The 21404-nt window shown below is 70.2% G+C and carries 20 protein-coding genes and 1 tRNA gene; 13 read left to right on the forward strand and 8 right to left on the reverse strand.

Annotated features, from left to right (window positions below):
• The first annotated feature begins 33 nt into the window (after nucleotides 1-33).
• On the forward strand, nucleotides 34-1050 hold the full coding sequence (gene hemB, locus PHZ_RS09290) for a porphobilinogen synthase (protein ID WP_012522235.1): 1017 nt from the start codon (nucleotides 34-36) through the stop codon (nucleotides 1048-1050).
• Nucleotides 1047-1433, forward strand: coding sequence for an NUDIX hydrolase (locus PHZ_RS09295; RefSeq protein ID WP_012522236.1), 387 nt, complete (start codon nucleotides 1047-1049; stop codon nucleotides 1431-1433). The genes hemB and PHZ_RS09295 overlap by 4 nt, the downstream gene beginning before the upstream one ends.
• Here PHZ_RS09295 and PHZ_RS09300 read toward each other — a convergent pair.
• Genes PHZ_RS09300 through PHZ_RS09310 form a run of 3 tightly spaced genes read right to left on the reverse strand, consistent with a single transcriptional unit; the run spans nucleotide 1417 to nucleotide 3637 of the window.
• A complete protein-coding gene (locus PHZ_RS09300) occupies nucleotides 1417-2286 on the reverse strand; it encodes an alpha/beta fold hydrolase (RefSeq protein WP_012522237.1) in 870 nt (289 codons plus the stop codon). The two genes, PHZ_RS09295 and PHZ_RS09300, sit on opposite strands and share 17 nt — an antisense overlap.
• An 11-nt stretch (nucleotides 2287-2297) precedes the next feature.
• Nucleotides 2298-2780: a GNAT family N-acetyltransferase gene (locus tag PHZ_RS09305; protein WP_012522238.1), complete on the reverse strand. Its 483-nt coding sequence runs from the start codon at nucleotides 2778-2780 to the stop codon at nucleotides 2298-2300.
• Nucleotides 2777-3637: an NAD(P)-dependent oxidoreductase gene (locus PHZ_RS09310; protein ID WP_012522239.1), complete on the reverse strand. Its 861-nt coding sequence runs from the start codon at nucleotides 3635-3637 to the stop codon at nucleotides 2777-2779. The genes PHZ_RS09305 and PHZ_RS09310 overlap by 4 nt, the downstream gene beginning before the upstream one ends.
• Nucleotides 3638-3721: 84 nt before the next feature.
• Between PHZ_RS09310 and PHZ_RS09315 the strand changes: the two genes are divergently transcribed.
• The 5 genes from PHZ_RS09315 (at nucleotide 3722) to PHZ_RS09335 (ending at nucleotide 9994) form a co-directional block, all read left to right on the forward strand.
• On the forward strand, nucleotides 3722-4627 hold the full coding sequence (locus tag PHZ_RS09315) for a flagellar motor protein MotB (RefSeq protein WP_012522240.1): 906 nt from the start codon (nucleotides 3722-3724) through the stop codon (nucleotides 4625-4627).
• Nucleotides 4628-4703: 76 nt separating this feature from the next.
• Entirely contained in the window at nucleotides 4704-5477 is a 774-nt protein-coding gene (locus tag PHZ_RS09320) for an arginyltransferase (protein ID WP_012522241.1), read from the forward strand.
• A 92-nt stretch (nucleotides 5478-5569) separates the two neighbouring features.
• Nucleotides 5570-6241 carry a P-loop NTPase family protein gene (locus PHZ_RS09325; RefSeq protein ID WP_041373393.1) on the forward strand — a complete coding sequence of 224 codons (672 nt, stop codon included), beginning with the start codon at nucleotides 5570-5572 and terminating at the stop codon, nucleotides 6239-6241.
• 56 nt (nucleotides 6242-6297) lie between these two features.
• Nucleotides 6298-8508, forward strand: a complete 2211-nt coding sequence (locus tag PHZ_RS09330; RefSeq protein ID WP_041373394.1) for an RNA degradosome polyphosphate kinase — start codon at nucleotides 6298-6300, stop codon at nucleotides 8506-8508.
• Nucleotides 8489-9994 (forward strand): Ppx/GppA phosphatase family protein, encoded by a 1506-nt coding sequence (locus tag PHZ_RS09335; RefSeq protein WP_012522244.1) that lies wholly within the window; start codon nucleotides 8489-8491, stop codon nucleotides 9992-9994. Before PHZ_RS09330 ends, PHZ_RS09335 begins: the two co-directional genes overlap by 20 nt.
• A 416-nt stretch (nucleotides 9995-10410) precedes the next feature.
• Here PHZ_RS09335 and rnd read toward each other — a convergent pair whose 3' ends face one another.
• Nucleotides 10411-11589: a ribonuclease D gene (rnd, locus tag PHZ_RS09340; RefSeq protein WP_012522245.1), complete on the reverse strand. Its 1179-nt coding sequence runs from the start codon at nucleotides 11587-11589 to the stop codon at nucleotides 10411-10413.
• A gap of 80 nt (nucleotides 11590-11669) precedes the next feature.
• Here rnd and purM point away from each other — a divergent pair, with 80 nt between their 5' ends.
• The 3 genes from purM (at nucleotide 11670) to PHZ_RS09355 (ending at nucleotide 14291) form a co-directional block, all read left to right on the forward strand.
• Nucleotides 11670-12695, forward strand: coding sequence for a phosphoribosylformylglycinamidine cyclo-ligase (gene purM, locus PHZ_RS09345; RefSeq protein ID WP_012522246.1), 1026 nt, complete (start codon nucleotides 11670-11672; stop codon nucleotides 12693-12695).
• Between the two features lie 70 nt (nucleotides 12696-12765).
• The gene (locus PHZ_RS09350) at nucleotides 12766-13548 is read left to right on the forward strand and encodes a DUF3313 domain-containing protein (protein WP_012522247.1); all 783 of its coding nucleotides are present in this window, start codon (nucleotides 12766-12768) and stop codon (nucleotides 13546-13548) included.
• Nucleotides 13545-14291 carry a hypothetical protein gene (locus PHZ_RS09355; protein ID WP_012522248.1) on the forward strand — a complete coding sequence of 249 codons (747 nt, stop codon included), beginning with the start codon at nucleotides 13545-13547 and terminating at the stop codon, nucleotides 14289-14291. Before PHZ_RS09350 ends, PHZ_RS09355 begins: the two co-directional genes overlap by 4 nt.
• Here PHZ_RS09355 and PHZ_RS09360 read toward each other — a convergent pair.
• Genes PHZ_RS09360 through PHZ_RS09370 form a run of 3 tightly spaced genes read right to left on the reverse strand, consistent with a single transcriptional unit; the run spans nucleotide 14272 to nucleotide 18955 of the window.
• Nucleotides 14272-15327, reverse strand: a complete 1056-nt coding sequence (locus tag PHZ_RS09360) for a 2-oxoacid:ferredoxin oxidoreductase subunit beta (RefSeq protein WP_012522249.1) — start codon at nucleotides 15325-15327, stop codon at nucleotides 14272-14274. The two genes, PHZ_RS09355 and PHZ_RS09360, sit on opposite strands and share 20 nt — an antisense overlap.
• Nucleotides 15324-17129 (reverse strand): 2-oxoacid:acceptor oxidoreductase subunit alpha, encoded by a 1806-nt coding sequence (locus PHZ_RS09365; RefSeq protein WP_201765279.1) that lies wholly within the window; start codon nucleotides 17127-17129, stop codon nucleotides 15324-15326. The genes PHZ_RS09360 and PHZ_RS09365 overlap by 4 nt, the downstream gene beginning before the upstream one ends.
• Before the next feature lie 35 nt (nucleotides 17130-17164).
• Nucleotides 17165-18955 (reverse strand): FAD-dependent oxidoreductase, encoded by a 1791-nt coding sequence (locus PHZ_RS09370; RefSeq protein ID WP_012522251.1) that lies wholly within the window; start codon nucleotides 18953-18955, stop codon nucleotides 17165-17167.
• Nucleotides 18956-19206: 251 nt separating this feature from the next.
• Between PHZ_RS09370 and PHZ_RS23455 the strand changes: the two genes are divergently transcribed.
• Together PHZ_RS23455 and PHZ_RS09375 are read left to right on the forward strand one after the other, a co-directional pair.
• The gene (locus tag PHZ_RS23455; RefSeq protein ID WP_201765280.1) at nucleotides 19207-19380 is read left to right on the forward strand and encodes a hypothetical protein; all 174 of its coding nucleotides are present in this window, start codon (nucleotides 19207-19209) and stop codon (nucleotides 19378-19380) included.
• Between the two features lie 59 nt (nucleotides 19381-19439).
• Nucleotides 19440-19652 (forward strand): dodecin, encoded by a 213-nt coding sequence (locus PHZ_RS09375; RefSeq protein ID WP_012522252.1) that lies wholly within the window; start codon nucleotides 19440-19442, stop codon nucleotides 19650-19652.
• A 71-nt stretch (nucleotides 19653-19723) separates the two neighbouring features.
• Here PHZ_RS09375 and tig read toward each other — a convergent pair whose 3' ends face one another.
• Nucleotides 19724-21082 carry a trigger factor gene (gene tig, locus PHZ_RS09380; protein ID WP_148216828.1) on the reverse strand — a complete coding sequence of 453 codons (1359 nt, stop codon included), beginning with the start codon at nucleotides 21080-21082 and terminating at the stop codon, nucleotides 19724-19726.
• A gap of 177 nt (nucleotides 21083-21259) precedes the next feature.
• Here tig and PHZ_RS09385 point away from each other — a divergent pair.
• A tRNA-Leu gene (locus PHZ_RS09385) sits at nucleotides 21260-21344 on the forward strand.
• Nucleotides 21345-21404: the final 60 nt, after the last annotated feature.

Below are 21404 nucleotides of genomic sequence, written 5' to 3' on the forward strand. Positions count from 1 at the left end.
CCTTCCGGGGCCTTCAGGGTCCAAAGCCCGGCCATGACCCGCGCTCCCCTCGCCGCCTACCCCGCGCTCCGCCTGCGCCGCCTGCGCCAGGCCGACTGGATCCGCCGCCTCGTCCGCGAGACCGTGCTCACGCCGGCCGACCTGATCTGGTCGATGGTCGTCCACGAGGGCGAGGGCGAGATCCGCGTGGCCTCCATGCCGGGCGTGACCCGCCTGTCGGTGAAGGACGCCGCCCAGGCCGCGAAGGAAGCCAAGGCCCTCGGCATCCCGGCCATCGCCGTCTTCCCGCACATCGACGGCGCCAAGAAGGACGCCCGCGGCAGCCGGGCGGCCGATCCCAACGGCCTCGTCTGCAACGCCGTCAAGGCGATGAAGGACGCCGCCCCCGAAGTGGGGATCATGTGCGACGTGGCGCTCGACCCCTTCACCGACCACGGCCACGACGGCCTGATCGAGGGCGGCCGCATCCTCAACGACGCGACCATCGAGGCCCTGGTCGCCCAGGCGCTGGTGCAGGCGAAGGCCGGCTGCGACATCCTCGCCCCGTCCGACATGATGGACGGCCGCGTCGGGGCGCTGCGTAGCGCGCTGGAGGCCGAGGGGCTGCAGGACGTGATGATCATGTCCTACGCCGCCAAGTACGCCTCGGCGTTCTACGGCCCCTACCGGGACGCCATCGGCTCCGGAAAGCTGGGGACCGGCTCGGTGGACAACCCCGGCGACAAGAAGACCTACCAGATGGACCCCGCCAACACGGACGAGGCCCTGCGCGAGGTGGCCCTCGACATCGCCGAGGGCGCCGACATGGTGATGGTGAAGCCCGGCCTGCCCTACCTCGACATCGTCCGCCGGGTGGTCGACGAGTTCGCCCTGCCGACCTTCGCGTTCCAGGTCTCGGGCGAGTACGCCATGCTGATGGCGGCGGCCCAGAACGGGTGGCTGGACGAGGAACGCGCCATCCTGGAGAGCCTCGGCGCCTTCAAGCGGGCCGGCGCCGCCGGGGTCATCACCTACTTCGCGCCCCGGGCGGCGCGCCTCCTGGGCGCGTGATCGTCGAGGTCGTCGGCGCGGTCGTCCGCGACGGCGCCGGCCGTCTGCTCGTGGTCCGCAAGCGCGGGACGCAGCGCTTCATGCTGCCGGGCGGCAAGCCCGAGCCGGGCGAGGACGACCTGGCGGCTCTCGCCCGAGAGCTGGCGGAGGAACTGGGCGTAAGCCTGCTCTCGGCCCGCCCGCTCGGCGTCTTCGAGGCGCCCGCGGCCAACGAGCCCGGCCGCACCGTACGCTCCCGCCCCTATGCGGCGGAGATCGAAGGCGAGCCCGCGTGCGCGGCCGAGATCGAGGACCTCCGCTGGATCGACCCGCAGGCGCCGGACGTCCTGCTCGCGCCGGTGCTGGAGCGCGAGATCCTGCCCGCGATCAGGCCGTTCCGCTGAGCCACTCCCGCAGGATGGCGTTCACCTGTTCGGGCGCTTCCTGCTGGACCCAGTGGGAGACGCCCGGGAGGCGCCGGATCGTGAGGTTTTCGACGTAAGTATCGGTTCCGTCGAGTGTTTCCAGGCCGAGAGCCGCATCCGCCTCGCCCCAGACGACCAGGGTCGGCGTCTCGATCTTCGGCCAGGGGCCGGCCATCAGGCCCGGGTGGCGCATGACCGCGCGGTACCAGTTGACCATCCCCGTCATCGCACCGGGACGCCGGGCGTCGTGGGCGTAGCGGTCCAGCACCTCGTCGGGGAAGCGGGTCTTGTCCACGGCCATCCCGCGGAAGGCCCGCCGGATCGCGCGGGCGTCGCCCGCGGTGTTCAGCCATTCGGGCAGGCCGGGAATCTGGAACAGGAACATGTACCAGGACCGCAGCAACTGGCGCGGCGAGCGGCGGATCACCTTCGCGAACACCGCTGGGTGCGGCACGTTCATGATCACCAGCCGCTCCAGCGGCCGCACGCGGTTGGCGGCGAAGGCCCAGGCCAGGCCCGCCCCCCAGTCGTGGCCGATCAGGGTGACCCGGCGCGCGCCGCTGGCGTCGATCAGGGCGGCCACGTCCACCAGCAGCCGCTCGATCCGGTAGCTGGCGACGTCCTGCGGCCTGGGCTCCGTCTCGCCGTAGCCACGCAGGTCCGGCGCCCAGGCGCGGTAGCCCAGCTCCGCCAGCAGCGGCAGCTGGAAGCGCCAGGAAAAGCGGCTCTCGGGAAAGCCGTGCAGGCACAGGGCCAGGTGGTCGCCCTGCCCCGCCTCGTCCACGGCGAAGCGGAAGCCGTTCGCCTCGATCGTCCGTGTCGCGGCCCCCATCGCGTTGCCCCTTACGTCGTGAAATAGGCGCTCTGCTCCGGGACCCCCGGAAGCTGGATGACCTCGACGAAGCGCAGGCCGATCTTCTCCAGCACCCGCTGCGAAGCCGTGTTGTCCACCGAAGTGATCGCCGCGACCTTCGCCAGCCCCATCGCCTCGCGGGCGTGGGCGAGGACAACGCGCGCCGCCTCCGTGGCGTAGCCCTGGCCGGCGTGCCGCTCGAGGAAAGCGTAGCCGATGTCGGGGGAATCCAGCCCCTCCCGGCCCACGACGATTCCGCACATACCCATGGCCTCGCCGGCGGCATTGCGCACCACGAACCAAGGGCTCTTCGAGAACCGCTCGGCGATGTAGGTGCGGGCCTCGTCCTCGGTGCGCACGCCGCGGTCGCCGATGTTGGCGATCCAGCCCGGATCGTTCAGCAGCTCCAGGACGAAGGCCGCGTCGGCCTCGGTCGGGGGCGTCAGCGTCAGACGCTCGGTCCTGAGGATCATTCCGGCTTCTCCAGCCGCGCGACGAGGCTCGAGGTGTCCCAACGGGCGCCCCCCAGGGCCTGCACCTCGGCGTAGAACCGGTCGACCATGGCGGTCATCTCCAGCGTCGCGCCGTTGCGGGTCGCCTCGTCGAGCAGGAGCCCGAGGTCCTTGCGCATCCAGTCCACCGCAAAGCCGAAGTCGAACCTGCCCTCGCTCATGGTCTTCCAGCGGTTGTCCATCTGCCAGGACTGGGCCGCGCCCTTCGAGATCGCCTCGTAGACCGCCTGCGGGTCGAGCCCGGCGCGCCTTGCGAAGTGCAGCCCCTCGGCGAGGCCCTGGACCACGCCGGCGATGCAGATCTGGTTGACCATCTTGGTCAGCTGGCCCGCGCCCGGCCCGCCCATCCGGCGGATGGCCTTGGCGTAGGCGGCGATCACCGGCTCGACCTTGGCGAAGGCGGCTTCGTCCCCGCCGCACATGATGGTCAGCTGGCCGGCCTCGGCGCCCGCCTGGCCGCCGGAAACCGGCGCGTCGACGAACGCCCGACCGCTCTGCGCCGCCAGCGCCGCCATCTCGCGCGCCACCACGGCCGAAGTGGTGGTGTGGTCGACGATCACCGCGCCGTCGGCCAGGGCGGGCAGCGCCTGCGCCACCACCTGGCGCACGTCGTCGTCGTTGCCGACGCAGAGGGCCAGCACCTGGGCCCCCGCCGCGGCCTCGGCGGCGGTCTCGCCCATCCGGCCGCCATGGGCCTCGACCCAGCGGCGCGCCTTATCCGGACTGCGGTTGTAGACGCTCACCTCGTGACCGGCCCTGGCCAGGTGCCCCGCCATCGGGAAGCCCATGACGCCCAGGCCCGCGAACGCGACCTTCATCCCCTCGAACTCCGTAAGCTTAGCTGCATCTTAACGAGCAGCGACGACCCTGGCCCCCTGTAACAGGCCAACCTGGGGTGAGCCATGTCGGTGGGCGACCAGCCGATCGTCATCAAGAAGGTGAAGAAGGGCGGCGGCCACGGTCACCACGGCGGCGCGTGGAAGGTCGCCTACGCCGACTTCGTCACCGCCATGATGGCCTTCTTCCTGCTGATGTGGCTGATCAACACCACCAGCCCCGAGCAGAAGCAGGGCATCGCCGACTACTTCGCCCCGGCCAGCGTCTCCCAGACCAGCTCGGGCGCGGGCGGCATCCTGGGCGGCACCGCCCTGGGGACCGACGGCTCCAAGAGCGCGGGCGCCAGCCCGATCATCGAGGAACTGGCTCCCGACAGCCGCAACCCCAACGACGGCAAGAACCGCGACGCTTCGAAGTCCGACTCCCTGGAAGCCGCCTCGACCCAGGCGCTGCGCGACGCGCTCCAGAAGCGCGAGGAGGCCGCGTTCGCCTCGGCCGCCCAGTCGCTGCGCCAGTCGCTGCAGGACATGCCCGAGCTGGCCGAGCTGTCGAAGAACATCATCATCGACCAGACGCCCGAGGGCCTGCGCATCCAGCTCGTGGACCAGGAGGGGCGGTCGATGTTCAACGCCGGCTCGTCCCAGCCCAACGACAGGGCCAAGCTGCTGCTGCGTGCGGTGTCGAAGGTGATCAACCAGCTGCCCAACCGGGTCAGCATCTACGGCCACACCAGCGCCAATGCGAACGGCTCGCGGGCCGAGAGCGACTGGCCGCTGTCGGCGGCCCGGGCCGACGCCTCGCGGCGCATCCTGCAGGGCTCGGGGGTCGATCCGGACCGCGTCTACCAGGTCTCGGGCAAGGCGGCGTCCGAGCCGCTCTATCCCGATGATCCGACCCTGGCCGGCAACCGTCGCATTGCGATCGTGTTGTTGCGGGAGGCGCCGGTTCTTCCGCCGGACCCGGGGTTGTAGCGAAGCGCCTTGCGCAACGGCCCCGCATGACGCCTAATCCATTGAGGCGCTTTGGTTTAGGGGCGGTCGCACTGTCGTGACGCAGCATTTTCCGACCCGACAGCTCAGGTTCTTCCTGACCGCGCCGTCGCCGTGCCCGTACCTGCCCGAGCGGTACGAGCGGAAGGTCTTCGCCCACCTGCCCCTCTCGGACGGGGCCACCGTGAACGACAGCCTGACCCAGGTGGGCTTCCGCCGGTCGCAGAACATCGCCTACCGCCCCGCCTGCGAGGCCTGCTCGGCGTGCGTCTCGGCGCGGCTGCCGGTGACCGACTACGCCTTCTCCCGCTCCGAGCGGAAGGTGCTGGCCCGCAACGAGGATCTCGAACGGCATCTCGTCGAGGCCGAGGCCACGATGGAGCAGTTCGACCTGCTCCGCCGCTATCTCCTGGCCCGCCACGCCGACGGCGGCATGGCCGAGATGACCTGGCCCGACTACGTGGCGATGGTCGAGGACACCGCCGTCCGCACCCACATCATCGAGTACCGCACGCGGCCGTCGGACGGCGGACCGGGCGAACTCGTGGCCTGCGCGCTGGTCGACCTGATGAGCGACGGCCTGTCGCTGGTCTACAGCTTCTACGACCCGACGCTGGGGCGGCGCAGCCTGGGCTCGTTCGTGATCCTCGACCACGTGGTCCAGGCCGGGCTCGCCGGCCTGCCCTACGTCTATCTCGGCTACTGGGTCCGGGGCTCGGAGAAGATGGACTACAAGGTCCGCTTCTCGCCCATCGAGCTGCTCAAGGCCGAGGGCTGGACGCTGATGTCCTCGCGCGACCTGCGGCCCAAGGACGAACTTCCGGGGCTGTGAATGGCGGGGATCGCCGCCCCGCGGCGGTGGCGCGGGGCCCTGCGGTCTTGCTAGATGGCGCTCGTGGTCACCTTCCCCTTCGGACACGGCGCATGGCGCGACAGCTTCGGCTGAGGCTCGGACGGCCGGCCGCCTATTCCCGTGACGAATTCGCCGTGGGCCCCTCGAACGCCCAGGCGGTGGCGCTGCTGGACGCCTGGCCGGCGTGGCACGGCCGGGCGCTTGCGCTGGTGGGCCCCGAGGGCTCGGGCAAGACGCACCTGGCGCGCGCCTGGGCGCAGGCCGCCGGCGCCGTCGTGCTCGACCGCGAGGACCCGGACCTGCGCCAGGCCGACGGCCGCCCGGCGCTGCTGGAGGACGTCGACCAGGGCGTTCCCGGCGAGGCGCTGTTCCACCTGATCAATCTGGCGGCGCGCGAGGGCGGCGGGCTGCTGCTCACCGCGCGCACCCGGCCGGCGGCCTGGCCCGCGGCCCTGCCCGACCTGCGCTCGCGGTTGAACGCCCTGGCGGTCGCCGAGATCGAGCCCCCCGACGACGCGGTGCTGGAAGGCGTGCTGCGCAAATTCTTCCGTGACCGGAATATTCGCCCGCCCGAGGAGGTCTATCCGTACCTGCTGCGGCGCATGGGCCGGTCGATTCCGGACGCGCGGGAGATCGTCCGCAAGCTGGACGAGGCCGGCGATGGTGAGCTGAAGCCGGTCACGCGCGTGCTTGCCCGGCAGATTCTTGAGGGCGATAGTCAAAATCTTGATCTTTTCGAGTGAAGACTGGCCACCCACATGAGGCTGGCCAACAACCTCGGAGTCCCGGAGCGGTCCTGATGACCTATGTCGCGCCCCTCGCCTCGCAGTCCGCGAACGACGGCGCACGGGCCGAACATGCATGGGACGCCGAGCTGGCGAAGTCCCCCGGCCGCTTCTTCAACCGCGAGCTCTCCTGGCTGGCGTTCAACCGCCGGGTCCTGGCCGAGAGCACGAACCCCCGCCACCCGCTGCTGGAACGGCTGCGCTTCCTGGCGATCAGCGCGAACAACCTCGACGAGTTCTACATGGTCCGCGTCGCGGGCCTGAAGGCGCAGGTCCGCGAGCGGGTCCGGGTGGTCAGCCAGGACGGCCTCACTCCCTCGGAGCAGCTCGCCCGCCTGAACGCCGAGGCGGCCGACCTGATGGCCGACCAGCAGACCCGCTGGCGCGAACTGACCGGCGACCTCGCGCAGGAAGGCCTGCGGGTCGTCGGCATGGGCGAGATCACGCCCGCCGAGAAGGCGGCGCTGGAGGAGCGCTTCCTCGCTGAGCTGTTCCCGGTGCTGACGCCGCTCGCGATCGACCCGGCGCACCCCTTCCCGTTCATCCCGAACCTGGCGTTCTCGCTGGTCCTGAACCTGCGACGCCTGTCCGACGGCCGGCGGCTGCACGCCCTGGTGCCGATCCCGGCCCAGGTCGCCCGATTCTGGGAGCTGACCGGCGCGGCCAAGGGCGGGCGCCGGCGCGAGCGCCGCTACCTTTCTCTGGAGGCGGTCGTCGGCCTGTTCCTCGACCACCTGTTTCCCGGCTGCGAGGTTGAGGGCCAGGGCGTCTTCCGCCTGATCCGCGACTCCGATGTCGAGATCGAGGAAGAGGCCGAGGACCTGGTCCGGGAGTACGAGGCCCTGCTGAAGCAGCGGCGCATGGGCTCGGTCGTCCGCGTCGAGATCGAGGCCGCCATGCCCGAGGAGCTGCGCGGCTTCATCTGCGAAAATCTGGACGCCAACCCCCAGGACGTCATCCTGATCGACGGCCTGCTGGGCCTGGACGAGCTGTCGCAGCTCATCCCGCCCGACCGGCCCGACCTGAAGTTCAAGCCCTTCGAGCCGCGCTTCCCCGAGCGGATCCGCGACCACGGCGGCGACTGCTTCGCGGCCATCCGCGAGAAGGACATCCTGGTCCACCATCCGTTCGAGAGCTTCGACGTGGTGGTCCAGTTCCTGCGCCAGGCGGCGCGCGATCCGAACGTGCTGGCCATCAAGCAGACGCTCTACCGCACCTCCAAGGACAGCCCGATCGTCGCCGCCCTCATCGAGGCGGCCGACAACGGCAAGAACGTCACGGCCGTCGTGGAGATCAAGGCGCGGTTCGACGAGGAGGCCAACCTGAAGTGGGCGCGGGACCTGGAGCGCGCCGGCGTCCACGTCGTCTTCGGCTTCATCGAGTACAAGACCCACGCCAAGCTCTCGACCGTGGTCCGGCGCGAGGGCGACGGGTTGCGCACCTACTGCCACTTCGGGACCGGCAACTACCACCCGATCACGGCGCGCATCTACACGGACCTGTCCCTGTTCACGACCGATCCGGCCCTGGGCCGCGACTCCGCGCGGCTGTTCAACTTCGTGACCGGCTACGCCCAGCCCGAGAGCCTGGAGAAGCTGTCGTTCTCGCCGATCACCATGAAGCGGGACCTGCTGCAGCTGATCGGCCAGGAGGCCGAGAACGCCCGCGCCGGCCTGCCCGCGGGCATCTGGGCCAAGCTCAATGCGCTCGTCGACGTCGAGGTGATCGACGCCCTCTACGCCGCCAGCCAGGCGGGGGTTTCCATCGACCTCGTGGTGCGCGGGATCTGCTGCCTGCGCCCGGGCGTGCCGGGCCTGTCCGAGAACATCCGGGTCAAGTCGATCGTCGGCCGCTTCCTCGAGCACGCCCGGATCGTGGCGTTCGCCAACGGCCACGCCATGCCCTCGGCCCAGTCGCGGGTGTTCATTTCGTCCGCCGACTGGATGCCGCGCAACCTCGACCGCCGGGTCGAGTGCCTGACCCCCATCGAGAACCCCACGGTCCACCAGCAGGTGCTGCAGCAGATCATGCTCGCCAACCTCAAGGACGAGGCGCAGAGCTGGACGCTGGATACGGACGGCCGCTATAGGCGGGATCCGTCCTGGGACCACCCGAACGCGTTTTCCGCGCACGAGTATTTCATGACCAATCCGAGCCTCTCGGGCCGAGGGCAGCGAGTGAAGGACATGCCGCGCGCGATCGATCATGTGGCCCCGCGCGGATAACCACCCCGACTCCCGGCTGGCCGCCGTCATCGACGTCGGCTCGAATTCGGTCCGCCTGGTGATCTACCGGGTGGACGGCCGCGCGCTCTGGACCGTCTACAACGAGAAGGTGGTCGCGGGCCTGGGCAAGGACCTGCCCGTCACCGGGCGCCTGTCCGCGGAGGGAGTCGAGGCCGCGGTCGCGGCGCTGCGCCGTTTCCGCGCCGTGCTGGAAGGCTGGCGCGCCGACCAGGTGCTGACCGCCGCCACCGCCGCTGTCCGAGAAGCCGCAGACGGCCGGGCGTTCCTGCAGCGGGTGAAGGACGAGGCGGGCCTCGACGTACGCATCCTCTCGGGCGACGAGGAGGCCCACTACGCCGCCCTCGGCGTCACCGCCGGCGATCCGCTGGCGAAGGGCGTCGTGGGCGACCTCGGCGGCTCCAGCCTCGAGCTGATCCGCCTGAACGGCAAGGCCTCGGTGGAGGGAGTCACCCTGCCGCTCGGCCCCTTCGCGCTGGGCGCGCCCAAGCCGCTGGACGTCGAGCGCATCCGCCGGGCCGTGGACGAGCACCTGGCGCCGCTCGCCGGCCGGTTCCGGTCGCCGGAGTTCCATGCGGTCGGCGGCGCCTGGCGCAACCTCGCCCTGCTGCACATGCAGCTCGCGGACTATCCGCTTCACGTCGCCCATCAGTACGAGATGAGCCGCGCCGACGCGATCGACGTCAGCCGCTTCGTCGAGCGCCAGTCGCGCACCTCGCTGGAGAAGATCCAGGGCCTCTCCAAGAAGCGCTTCGACACCCTGCCCTACTCGGCCCTGGTGCTGGACCGCCTGATCGAGCGCCTGGGGATCGAGCGGATCGTGATCTCGGCCTATGGGGTCCGCGAGGGGATGCTGCTGGAGGCCATGCCGCCGAAGGTGCGCGAGCGCGACCCGCTGATCGCCGGCTGCGAGGCGCTGACGTCCCAGCGCGGCGTCGGCCCCGACCTCGGGCCGGCCATCGAGGCCTGGATCACCCCGCTGTTCGAGGGGCTGCCGCCGGTGTTCGGCGAGCGCGAGCCGCTGCTGATCGCCGCCGCCTGCCGCCTGGCCGACCTCGGCGCCCGGCTGCACCCCGACCATCGGGACGCCCTCGTCTTCGAGCAGGTGCTGCGCGCGCCGATCGCCGGCATGAGCCATCCCGAGCGCGCGTTCCTGGCGTGCGTCGCCTTCTCCCGCCATTCCTCGGCCGCGGCCCCGCCGGACATGTCCGCCGTGAGCCGGCTGTTGACCCCGGACCGGCGCCAGCGGGCGCGGGCGCTCGGCTCGGCGATCCGCCTGGCCGCCGACCTGTCGGGCCGCAATCCGGTCCTGCTGGAGAAGTCGAGCCTGCGCCTCAACGCCGGGCGGCTGCACCTTTCGACCCTGGCGGGCTGGGAGGACATGCTGCTGGGGGAACAGACGGCCAAGCGGGCCCAGACCCTGGCCCAGGCGCTGAAGCTCAAGCTCGAGATGGGCCGCGCCGCATAGCAAGAGGGCGGCGCCCCGGTTTCCCGGAACACCGCCCTCTGAACCAGATCCGTTGGGGGATCTGAGCCTTCGAGGTCGGAAGGCATCTCCGCTCCGCCGGTCGCCCGGCTCGGCCTCGATGTTCTCCCGGAGCCCCTTCAGTCCGTCGAGGTGCAGCTCGTCCCGAAGGGGTCGCCTTGCCTTCCCGTCCCGGAGGAGCCGTCTGCCCGCCTGGCTTCCCGGTCGCCCGGTCCGCCGCGCCGCAGTCCCTCTCGGCAAGGTCACGATCCACCCGATACCGCCGTTCGGCAAGCATACGTCGGGCCGCGCCTGTGCATGGCGCTGGGACCGCCCGGTGGAACGGCTGTGGAGAACGCGCCGCGGCGGTGGAATCCGCCCGCGCGTTCAAAGCCTTGAGGTTATCCTCAGGATTGCGGTCAGCCCGCCGAGGCGGCCTTCGGCGCGCGGCGAACTTCCACCACGCGCACCCGCGCGCCGTCCAGCACCAGGGCCAGCTCGCCGCGCTTCAGCTTCAGGGCGTCCTCGCCGAAGGCCTCGCGCCGCCAACCCTTGAGGGCCGCGGTGTCGGCGTTGTCGTTGTTGGCGATCTGCTCCAGGTCGGCGACGGTGGCGATCAGCTTCGAGGCCACGCCCGCCTCCTCGGCCCGCGCCTTCAGCAGCACCTTCAGGAGCTCGACGACCGCGCCGGCGGCCGGCGAGGCCGGCTGGCGGGTCTTCTCGATCACGGGGGCGTAGCCTTCCGGGTCCTTCAGCGCCTCGCGGACGGCGGCCAGGAGGTCGGGCCCGAACCGCGACCCCGAGAACCCCTTGGGCACCGAGCGCAGCCGGTCCAGCGCGTCGGCGTCGGTCGGAGTCTGCGTGGCGATCTCGTCGATCGCGTCGTCCTTCAGGATCCGGCCGCGCGGCTGGTCGCGCAGCTGGGCGGTCCGCTCGCGCCAGGCGGCGACGGCACGGTAGACCGCCAGGTACTTGGCCGTGTGCCGGCGCGGGCGCAGCCGCTTCCAGGCGTTCTCGGGCTCGACGTCGTAGTTCGCCGGGTCCGTGAGGTCGTTCATCTCGTCGGTGACCCAGGCCAGCCGCCCCTCCCGCTCCAGCCGCTGGCGCAGCAGGGGGTAGAGCTTGGCCAGGTGCGTCACGTCGGCCAGGGCGTAGGTCAGCTGGCTGTCCGAGAGCGGCCGGCGCGCCCAGTCGGTGAACCGGCTGGACTTGTCGATCTCGATCTTCAGCATCTGCCGCACGAGGGCGTCGTAGGCGATCTGTTCACCGAAGCCCGCCGCCATGCCCGCCACCTGGGTGTCGAACAGCGGCTTCGGCATGGCGCCGAGGTTGTTGAAGATTTCCACGTCCTGCCGGGCGGCGTGGAACACCTTCTGGATGCTCTCGTCGCGCAGGATGTCGAGGAAGCACGAGAGGTCGATGTCGTCGGCCAGGGGGTCGATGACGGCTTCCGCGGAGGGGGCTGCGGCCTGGATCAGGCAAAGCTTGGGCCAGTAGGTCGTCTCGCGCATGAACTCGGTGTCCACGGCGACGAAAGGCTGACCCTTGAGCTTGGCGCAGAACGCTTCAAGTTCCGCGGTGGTTGTGATGGGCGTCATCGATTAGCTATAGCCCCGCGCGCGACCGAGTCTGCAAGTGCGCGATGCACGCGGCTCCAATTCCTTTATAGGCTTCCTGAATGTCCGAGCGTCCGAACGGTCTCACCTACGCCCAGGCGGGCGTCGACATAGACGCCGGAAACGCGCTCGTCGAGCGTATCAAGCCGCTGGCGAAGTCCACGCGCCGCTCGGGGGCCGAACCTTCGCTGGGCGGATTCGGCGCGCTCTTCGACCTGAAGGCGGCCGGCTACGACGATCCGCTGCTGGTCACGACGACCGACGGGGTGGGCACCAAGCTGAAGGTCGCCATCGAGACCGGCATCCACGACACGGTCGGCGTCGACCTCGTCGGCATGTGCGTCAACGACCTGCTGGCCCAGGGCGCCGAGCCGCTGATGTTCCTGGACTACTACGCCACCGGGAAGCTCGACGTGGAGGCCGCCGCCGCCGTGGTGGCCGGCATCGCCGAAGGCTGTCGCCAGGCCGGCTGCGCCCTCGTCGGCGGCGAGACGGCCGAGATGCCGGGCATGTACGCCGAGGGCGACTACGACATGGCCGGCTTCTGCGTCGGCGCCGTCGACCGCGACAAGGTGCTGCCGCGCCTGGGCGACCAGAAGCCCGGGGACATCCTGATCGGCCTCGCCTCGTCGGGCCCGCACTCGAACGGCTATTCGCTGATCCGGCGCATCGTCGAGCGCTCGGGCCTGGCCTGGAACTCGCCGGCGCCGTTCGCCGAGGGCAAGACCCTGGCCGCCGCCCTGCTCGAGCCGACGCGCATCTACATCAAGACGGTGCTGCCGCACCTGAAGGCGGGCCGCGTGAAGGGCCTGGCCCACATCACCGGCGGCGGGTTGATCGAGAACCCGCCCCGGGCCATCGCCGAGGGGCTGGAGGCGAAGTTCGACTGGAGCGCCTGGACCCTTCCCCCGGTTTTCGAATGGCTGCAGGCGGCCGGCGGCGTCGCCGAGCAGGAGATGCGCCGCACCTTCAACTGCGGCGTGGGCTTGGTGCTGATCGTCGGTCCCGAGGACCTGCCAGACGTGCTGGAAGGGCTGGTCCGCGACGGCGAGGACGCCTTCGTCGTGGGCGAACTCGCCAAGGCTTGACCTGACGAAAGGCGGATTTGCGCGTTCACTCAGCCTGCATCCCTCCGGCAAAGGCTGACGTACCGCGCATATGAGGATCCTTCTCGCCGCCCCCGCGCTGCTGGCGCTCGCCGCCTGCGCGACTCCGCTCAAGCCTTCGGGCTTCCTGTCCAGCTACGAGGGGCTCACCCCGCACGAGGACGCCGTCCGCGCGAAGATCGCTGTGCGCAAGGACGAGGCCGGCCTCGCCCAGGTGCGCAAGGTGCGGATCGCGCCCACCGTCCTGCACCCGGTCGCCGACGCCGAATGGATGAACGACAATGAGCGCCAGGCGCTCGCCCGCGAGGTCGACGCCCAGCTCTGCTTCGAGCTGACCGAGCGCTACGACCTGGCCAAGGCAGGCGATCCGCCCGACGCCGAGGTGCGGGCCGCCATCACCCGGGTGGACGCCACCGGCCGCGTCGGCTCGGCGGTCTCGGCGGCCGCGGGCGTCTTCATCCCCGGCCCGATCGGCCTGCGCGTTCCCGGCGGCCTCGGCGGGCTGGGGGCCGAGGCCGAGATGCTGGACCCCAAGGGCCGCCAGCTCGCGGCGATCACCTGGAACCGCAGCGCCACCGCGGTCGGCACCGACAACCCCTCGCTCAGCCGCATCGGCGACGCCCTGCAGTTCGCCGAACAATTCGCCGACGAGGCCGCCAAGGCGATGACCGCCGAGGAGACCAAGTCGCGGGACATCCCCGACCCCGATCCCTGCGCCGAGTACGGACCGCGCTTCCGGCCCGAGGGCTGGCTCGCCAAGTTCGCCACCGGGCTCTATGTGCCGCAGGCCGCCGCCGCCAAACCCGAGGAGCCGGCCCAGGAGACCGAGAAGTGAAGGACGCGCCCCGCAAGCTCGCCGTCATCGCCGCCACGGCGTTCGCCATCGCCGCGCCCGTCCTGCAGGACCAGCTCGACATCGGCCTGTCCGCCTCGCAGTTCGCCGACCAGGGGAACAGCACCCTGCGCGCCGCCGGCTACGCGTTCTCGATCTGGGGCCTGATCTACCTGGGCCTGACCGCCTTCGCCCTCTGGCAGGTCCTGCCCCGCAACACGAACAACCCCGCGATCAAGGCGCTCGCCTGGCCCGCGGTGCTCGCCATCACGGCGACAGGCGTCTGGATCTTCGCCTCGGCCCTCAACGAGCGCTGGCTGACGGTCGGCGTCATCGTGTTCGCCGCGGCGTCCATGATCTATGGCCTGAAGCGCGCCAGCCGGGGGCAGAGCACCTTCCTCGACTGGCTGCTCGTCTGGTGGCCCCTGGGCCTGCTCGGCGGATGGCTGACGATCGCCTCGGCGGTGAACATCCTCACCGTGATGACCGCCGAGGGGATGATCCCACGCGACAGCGTGCTGCTGGCCGGCGCGGCGGGCATTCTGGCGACCACGGCGGTGGCGCTCTGGGTGCTCCGCAGCACCGCCGTGCTGCCTTACGGGGCGGCGGTGGCCTGGGGCCTCGTGGCCGTCTGGGTCGCCGAGCGGGGCGGAAACCCCGCCGCAGGCTGGCTGGCGCTGGCGTGCGCGGTCGTGGTGGGCCTTGCCGCCGCCTGGTGGGGCCGGCCTACCTCAGGGAAGCGTTGATCGCCTCCAGCGCGGCCTGGCCGGGCACCAGCTCGGCCTCGGAAAGCTGGTTCAGCGGCGTGTCCACGGTGCCGAGCGCCTCGTGCAGGTCTCCGGCCGAGGGATCGACGTAGAGCAGGCCGGTGACGATCTGCCCCCTCGCCTGCCGCGCCTGGAGATAGCCCAGGGCCTGGGCGCGGTTGTTGGGATTGTAGAGCTCGGCCAGCTTGTGCAGCGACAGGATCGAGCCGTCGTGCTGCTGCACCCGCACCGTCTCGCCGGGGGCGTAGTCCACGTGGATCGGGTCGCGCGGGGTGATCACGTCCAGCCGGTTCACCGCCTCGTTGTGCTCGCGCACGTAGTCGAAGCTCTTGGTCGAGCCCGGATGGTTGTTGAACTGCACGCACGGGCTGATGCAGTCGATGAACGCCGCCCCCCTGTGCGCCAGGCCGGCCTTGATGAGCGGCACGAGCTGGGCCTTGTCGCCCGAGAAGCTGCGGGCCACGAAGGTCGCGCCCATCTGCAGGGCGAGGCTCACCATGTCGATGCCGGCGTCGTGGTTGACCACCCCGCGCTTGGACTTCGAGCCCTTGTCCGAGGTGGCCGAGAACTGGCCCTTGGTCAGGCCGTACACGCCGTTGTTCTCGACGATGTAGAGCATGTTGACGCCGCGCCGGATGGCGTGGGCGAACTGCCCCAGGCCGATGGAGGCGCTGTCCCCATCGCCCGAGACGCCCAGGTAGATCAGCTCGCGGTTGGCGAGGTTCGCGCCCGTCAGCACCGACGGCATGCGCCCGTGCACGGTGTTGAAGCCGTGCGAGTTGCCGAGGAAGTAGTCCGGCGTCTTGGACGAACAGCCGATTCCCGACAGCTTCGCCACGCGGTGCGGCGGCAGCTCCAGCTCGAAGCAGGCCTGGATGATCGCCGCCGAGATGGAATCGTGGCCGCAGCCGGCGCACAGAGTCGAGACCGAGCCCTCGTAGTCTCGCCGGGTGTAGCCCAGGCCGTTCGTCGGCAGCTTCGGATGGTGCAGCCTGGGCTTGGCGATGTAGGTCATTCCGCCGCCTCGATCTGGCCCAGGCTCATCAGCTGGGCGATCTCGCCCGAGATGAACCGGGCGGTGATGGGAGCGCCCTCGTAGTGGAGGACGGGGACGAGCTTGGCCGGATCGATCCCGAGCTCGGTCATCAGCATGGTCCTGAGCTGGGCGTCGCGGTTCTGCTCGACGACGAAGACCCGCTCGTGGGCGGCGATGAAGTCCTCGACCTGCGCCGGGAACGGGAAGGCCCGCAGGCGCATGGCGTCCAGCTTGCGTCCCTGGGCCTCCAGCATCTCCAGCGCCTCGTGCATCGCCGGGGTGGTGGAGCCGAAGTAGATCACCGCGTCCTTCGTCTTGCCCTTGGCCGGCCGCACGACCGGCTGGGGGACGAGGCTCTTGGCGGTCTCGAACTTGCGCAGCAGCCGCTGCATGTTGTCGACGTAGACCGCGCCCTCCTCCGAATAGCGCGCATAGGGGTTCCGCGAGGTGCCGCGGGTGAAGTAGCCGCCCTTGGTGGGATGGGTTCCCGGATAGGTGCGGAATGGGATCCCGTCGCCGTCCACGTCCTTGTAGCGGCCGAAGTCGGCGCCGGCCTCCAGCATCTCGGCGGTCATGACCTTGCCGCGGTCGAGCCGGCGCGAGTCGTCCCACCTGAAGGGCTCGGTCAGCCACTCGTTCATGCCGATGTCGAGGTCCAGCATGACGAAGACGGTCGTCTGCAGCCGGTCGGCGAGGTCGAAGGCCTGGGCGCCCATCTCGAAACACTCGCCCGGGTCGGCGGGCAGCAGCAGCGGATGCTTGGTGTCGCCGTGGCCGGCGTAGGCGCAGGCCAGCAGGTCGGCCTGCTGGGTCCGCGTCGGCATGCCGGTGGACGGCCCGCCCCGCTGGACGTCGAAGATCACCGCGGGGATCTCGGCGAAGTAGGACAGACCGATGAACTCGGTCATCAGCGAGACGCCGGGGCCGGAGGTGGCGGTGAACGCGCGGCAGCCGTTCCAGCCGGCGCCGACCACCATGCCTATGGAAGCGATCTCGTCCTCGGCCTGGATGATGGCGTAGCGCGCCTTGCCGGTCTCGGGCTCGGTGCGCAGGTCCTGGCAATAGGCGGTGAAGGCCTCGGCCAGCGAGGTCGAGGGGGTGATCGGATACCAGGCGCAGACCGAGGCGCCGCCGTAGATCGCGCCCAGCGCGGCGGCCTGATTGCCCTCGACATAGATCCGGTCGCCCACCTCGTCCGCGCGGCGCACCTGCAGCGACAGCGGCTCCAGATGCTGGCGCACGTGCTCGACGCCCATGTGCAGGGCCTCGACGTTGGCGGCGATCAGCTTGTCACGGCCCGCGAAGTCCTCCGCCAGCAGCGCCTCGATCACGGCGGGATCGATCCCCAGCAGCGCGGCCAGGGCGCCGACATAGACGATGTTCTTGAACAGCTGGCGCTCGCGCGGCAGCTCGTAGCGCGCGTTGCACATGGCGGTCAGCGGCACGCCGATGACCGTGATGTCCTCGCGGAACTTCGACGCCGGGATCGCCCGCGTGGAGTCGTAGAACAAGAACCCGCCGGCCTCGAGCTCGGCCACGTCCTTGTCCCAGGTCTGCGGGTTCATCGCGACCATCAGGTCTACGCCGCCCCGACGGCCGAGGCGCCCGGCCTCGGTCACCCGCACCTCGTACCAGGTGGGCAGGCCCTGGATGTTCGAGGGGAAGATGTTGCGCGCCGCCACGGGCACGCCCATCCGCAGGATGGAGCGCGCGAACAGCCCGTTGGCGCTGGCCGATCCCGACCCGTTCACGTTGGCGAACTTGACGACGAAGTCGTTCACGCGGGGCCTGATTGGCGGCTGGGCGGCCTGGCTCGTCACCGGCTCCGGCATGCGCCCTCCGCCTGGGTGGTCTCGAGATAGAACTTCTGCATGTCCCAGGCGCCGGTCGGGCACCGCTCGGCGCACAGGCCGCAGTGCAGGCAGACGTCCTCGTCCTTGACCATGATCCGCCCGGTGCCCAGCCGGCCCGAGGCGTAGAGGTCCTGCTCGGGGTTCAGCGCGGGCGCCTTGAGCCGGCCGCGCAGCTCATCCTCCTCCCCGTCCTCGGTGAAGGTGATGCAGTCCATCGGACAGATGTCGACGCAGGCGTCGCACTCGATGCACAGCTTGTCGGCGAACACCGTCTGCACGTCGCAGTTCAGGCACCGCTCGGCCTCGCGCAGGGCCAGGTCGCGGTCGAAGCCCAGCTCGACCTCCAGCCGCACGTTCGTCAGCGCCTCGGCCTTCTCGCGCATCGGCACGCGGTAGCGGCGGTCGTTGGAGACGTCGTTGTCGTAGCTCCACTCGTGGATGCCCATCTTCTGGCTGACCAGGCTGGCGTGCGGCGGCGGCCGCTCGGCCACGTCCTGCCCCTCGCACAGCCGGTGGATCGAGACCGCCGCCTCGTGGCCGTGCGCCACGGCCCAGATGATGTTCTTCGGCCCGAAGGCCGCATCGCCGCCGAAGAAGACGTTGGGGATGGTCGAGCGCATGGTCGCGGGGTCCACCTTCGGCAGGCCCCACTCGTCGAACTCCAGGCCGATGTCGCGCTCGATCCAGGGGAAGGCGTTCTCCTGGCCCACGGCGATCAGCACGTCGTCGCATTCGTGGTGCTCGTCCGGCGCGCCCGAGGGAACCAGCTTGCGCCGGCCCATGTCGTCGTATCGGGCCTCGACGACCTCGAAGACGACGCCGGTCAGGCGGCCGTTCTCGTGGGTGAATTCCTTCGGGACGCGATAGTTGAGGATCGGGATGTCCTCGTGGATCGCGTCCTCCTTCTCCCAGGGCGAGGCCTTCATCTCGTCGAAGCCGGAGCGGACGATCACCTTCACGTCCTGGCCGCCCAGGCGCCGGGAGGTGCGGCAGCAGTCCATGGCCGTGTTGCCGCCGCCCAGCACGATGACCCGCCGGCCGATCTTCTCGATGTGGCCGAACGAGACCGAGCTCAGCCAGTCGATGCCGATGTGGATGTTGGCCGCGGCCTCCTGCCGGCCCGGAAGGTCCAGGTCCCGGCCGCGCGGCGCGCCCGAGCCGACGAACACCGCGTCGTATCCCTCGCCCAGCAGGGCCTTCAGGCTGTCCACCGGCTGGCCCAGCCGCAGCTCCACGCCGCCCAGACGGGTGACGTAGCCCACCTCCTCGTCGATCACCTCCTCCGGCAGGCGGAAACGGGGAATCTGGCTGCGGATGAAGCCGCCCGGCCGGGCCTCGGCGTCGTAGAGCACCAGCTCGTAGCCCAGGGTCGCGAGGTCCCTGGCCACCGTCAGGGAGGCGGGGCCGGCCCCCACCAGGGCCACCCGCCGGCCGTTGCGGGCCAGCGCCGGCTCGGGCATCCGCGCCAGCACGTCGCCCTTGTTGTCGGCCGCCACGCGCTTGAGCCGGCAGATCGCCACCGGCTCCTCCTCGACCCGGCCGCGACGGCAGGCGGGCTCGCAGGGCCGGTCGCAGGTCCGCCCCAGCACGCCGGGAAAGACGTTGGACCGCCAGTTGATCATGTAGGCGTCGGCGTACCGCCCCTCGGCGATCAGCCGGATGTACTCGGGCACCGGCGTGTGCGCCGGACAGGCCCACTGGCAGTCGACCACCTTGTGGAAGTACTCGGGCCCCTCGGTACGCGTGCGCTGCAAGACTTCGCTTCCTTCCCGGGACGCTCTACTCCCGAGGCGGCGAAGTCCCCTGCCCGGCAGGGCGCCTCCGCGGCCACGGCGCGGCGTTGATCGCGGAAGGCTACGCCCGCAATCCCAGGAACGCCAAGGGATTCCTGATCGTCGTTCCCTGACGTCAGGTCGGCGAACCGCGGCCTTGGCGCGCGCTGGAGGTAAATGATAGCTTAATGGTTGGGAGCGTCCCGCGAACGACGGGGCCAGGGAGGAAGCCGATGCACGCGCAACCGGACCGCGTCCACGAACCTGCGTCGCCCGCCTACGAACCGCCGCCGCCGGCCATCCTGGCGCTCGGCGAGCAGGACGCCCTCGACCTGCACCGCGAAATAAACGTCCGCCGGGCCCAGCTCGAGAACCCCGAGCTGCTGCGGCGCCTGCGCTCGCTCTAGCCGGGCCGGAACCCTCTCCCGCCTGCGGCCTTCCTCTGCTGAAGAGCAGAGGAGAGCCCATGAGCCAGGACAACACCTACGGCGTCAGCGAGATCGTGGGTTCGTCCCAGAACTCGATCGAGGACGCCATCCGCAGCGCCATCGCCAAGGCCACGCAGGACCGCCGTCACATCCGCTGGTTCGAGGTGATCGAGACCCGCGGCCACGTCGAGGACGGTCAGGTCGCCCATTTCCAGGTGGCGCTGAAGCTGGGCTACACCCTGGAAGACTGATCCCAGATAAGGAAAACGGCGCCGCCCCTTCCGGTGCGGCGCCGCCTGCAATCTCTCTTCGGTCGAGGGGCTTAGCCCTCGTAGCCGGCCGGCAGGTCGTCCTCCTTGAGGAGCTCGTCCTTGTCGACCTTCTTGTCCTCCACCTTGGCCTTCTCGACGATCAGGTCGACGACCTTGTCCTCGAAGATCGGGGCGCGCAGCTGCGCCTGGGCGTTGGGATTCTGGCGCAGCAGTTCGAACACCTGCTGGGCCTGCGGGCCGTACTTGATCGCCTCGCGGCGGATCGCCTCGCCCAGTTCCTGATCGGTGACCTGGACGTTGTTGGCCCGGCCGATCTCGGCCAGCACCAGGCCCAGGCGCACGCGGCGCTCGGCGATCTTGCGGTACTCGGACTCGAGCTGCTCGTCGGACTTCTTGGCGTCGTCCTCAGGCAGGTTGCCGGCTTCCTTGTCCTGCTGGACCTGGCTCCAGATCGAGGCGAACTCGGCCTCGACCATCTTGGGCGGCAGCGGGAAGTCGTGCTTCGAATCCAGCTCGTCCAGCAGGGCGCGCTTCAGCTTGAAGCGGCTGGCGCCGGCGTACTGCTGCTCGAGGTTGGTCTTCAGCAGCTCCTTGAGCTTCTCGAGGTTCTCGACGCCGAGACGCTCGGCGAAGGCGTCGTCGGCCTTGCTCTCGGCCGGCGCCTTCACTTCCTTCACCTTGGTCTCGAAGACCGCTTCCTTGCCGGCCAGGTTGGCCGCCTGGTAGTCGGCCGGGAAGGTCACCTTCACCTCGACGTCGCTGTCGGGCTTGGCGCCCACCAGCTGGTCCTCGAAGCCGGGGATGAACTGACCCGAGCCCAGCACCAGCTCGACGTCGGTGGCCGAGCCGCCCTCGAAGGCCTCGCCGTCGATCCGGCCGACGAAGTCGATGACGACCATGTCGCCGTCCTTGGCCTTCACGGTCTTGCCGGTCTTGGTCTCGTAGGTGCGGTTCTGCTTGGCCAGTTCCTCGACCGCCTCGTCCACCTCGGCGTCGGTGGGCTCGTAGACCGGCCGGGTCAGCGACAGGGTGGCGGGGTCCACCGGCTCGAACTCGGGCATCAGGTCGACCGAGATCTCGTAGGCCAGGTCCGCCTTGCCGTCGATCACGCCCTGCAGGTCGCCTTCCGGCTTCAGCTCGGGCTCGCCCGCGGGACGCAGCTTGTTGTCTTCCAGCACCTTCTGGGTGGTCTCGGACAGGGTCGCCTCGAGGACTTCGCTCATCAGCTGCTTGCCGTACAGGCGCTTCACGTGCGCCGGCGGCACCTTGCCGGGGCGGAAGCCCTTGATGTTGAGCGTCGGCGTGATCTCGGCGATCCGCGCTTCCAGTCGATCGTTCAGGTCCTTCACGGGGACCGTGACGCCGTAGACTCGGCTCAGACCTTCGCCAGACTTCTCAACGACTTGCATCGACATTCTTCAACTTCCGGACGACGCGCCAGGCGCGCGCTGAGGGTCCGCCTTCAGGTGGAATAGGGAGCGCCGCCGAAATCGCCCGGCGGCGCGGCGCGCCCTTATGTCATGGCCCGCGTGCGGCTCCAAGAGCCTTGACGCGGAGCCCCGCGCCCGCGATGGCAGCCCCGTCACGCGGATGTGGCGGAATTGGTAGACGCACTGGATTTAGGTTCCAGCGCCGCAAGGCGTGGAGGTTCGACTCCTCTCATCCGCACCAGCGCCCCCGCCGCCTGCGGCCACCGGGCGTGACAGCCCCGCTTCGCCCCGGCAAAAGGCG

Origin of the sequence: Phenylobacterium zucineum HLK1, from assembly GCF_000017265.1 — a bacterium.
GTDB classification, from domain to species: Bacteria; Pseudomonadota; Alphaproteobacteria; order Caulobacterales; family Caulobacteraceae; genus Phenylobacterium; species Phenylobacterium zucineum.

Coding starts and splice junctions, on each gene's coding strand:
- PHZ_RS09300 (WP_012522237.1), bottom strand. CDS start 2,286: ATGGGGGCCGCGACACGGACGATCGAGGCGAACGGCTTCCGCTTCGCC.
- PHZ_RS09335 (WP_012522244.1), top strand. CDS start 8,489: ATGTGGCCCCGCGCGGATAACCACCCCGACTCCCGGCTGGCCGCCGTC.
- purM (WP_012522246.1), top strand. CDS start 11,670: ATGTCCGAGCGTCCGAACGGTCTCACCTACGCCCAGGCGGGCGTCGAC.
- PHZ_RS09360 (WP_012522249.1), bottom strand. CDS start 15,327: ATGACCTACATCGCCAAGCCCAGGCTGCACCATCCGAAGCTGCCGACG.
- rnd (WP_012522245.1), bottom strand. CDS start 11,589: ATGACGCCCATCACAACCACCGCGGAACTTGAAGCGTTCTGCGCCAAG.
- PHZ_RS09350 (WP_012522247.1), top strand. CDS start 12,766: ATGAGGATCCTTCTCGCCGCCCCCGCGCTGCTGGCGCTCGCCGCCTGC.
- PHZ_RS09315 (WP_012522240.1), top strand. CDS start 3,722: ATGTCGGTGGGCGACCAGCCGATCGTCATCAAGAAGGTGAAGAAGGGC.
- PHZ_RS09330 (WP_041373394.1), top strand. CDS start 6,298: ATGACCTATGTCGCGCCCCTCGCCTCGCAGTCCGCGAACGACGGCGCA.
- PHZ_RS09310 (WP_012522239.1), bottom strand. CDS start 3,637: ATGAAGGTCGCGTTCGCGGGCCTGGGCGTCATGGGCTTCCCGATGGCG.
- PHZ_RS09305 (WP_012522238.1), bottom strand. CDS start 2,780: ATGATCCTCAGGACCGAGCGTCTGACGCTGACGCCCCCGACCGAGGCC.
- PHZ_RS23455 (WP_201765280.1), top strand. CDS start 19,207: ATGCACGCGCAACCGGACCGCGTCCACGAACCTGCGTCGCCCGCCTAC.
- tig (WP_148216828.1), bottom strand. CDS start 21,082: ATGCAAGTCGTTGAGAAGTCTGGCGAAGGTCTGAGCCGAGTCTACGGC.
- hemB (WP_012522235.1), top strand. CDS start 34: ATGACCCGCGCTCCCCTCGCCGCCTACCCCGCGCTCCGCCTGCGCCGC.
- PHZ_RS09325 (WP_041373393.1), top strand. CDS start 5,570: ATGGCGCGACAGCTTCGGCTGAGGCTCGGACGGCCGGCCGCCTATTCC.
- PHZ_RS09375 (WP_012522252.1), top strand. CDS start 19,440: ATGAGCCAGGACAACACCTACGGCGTCAGCGAGATCGTGGGTTCGTCC.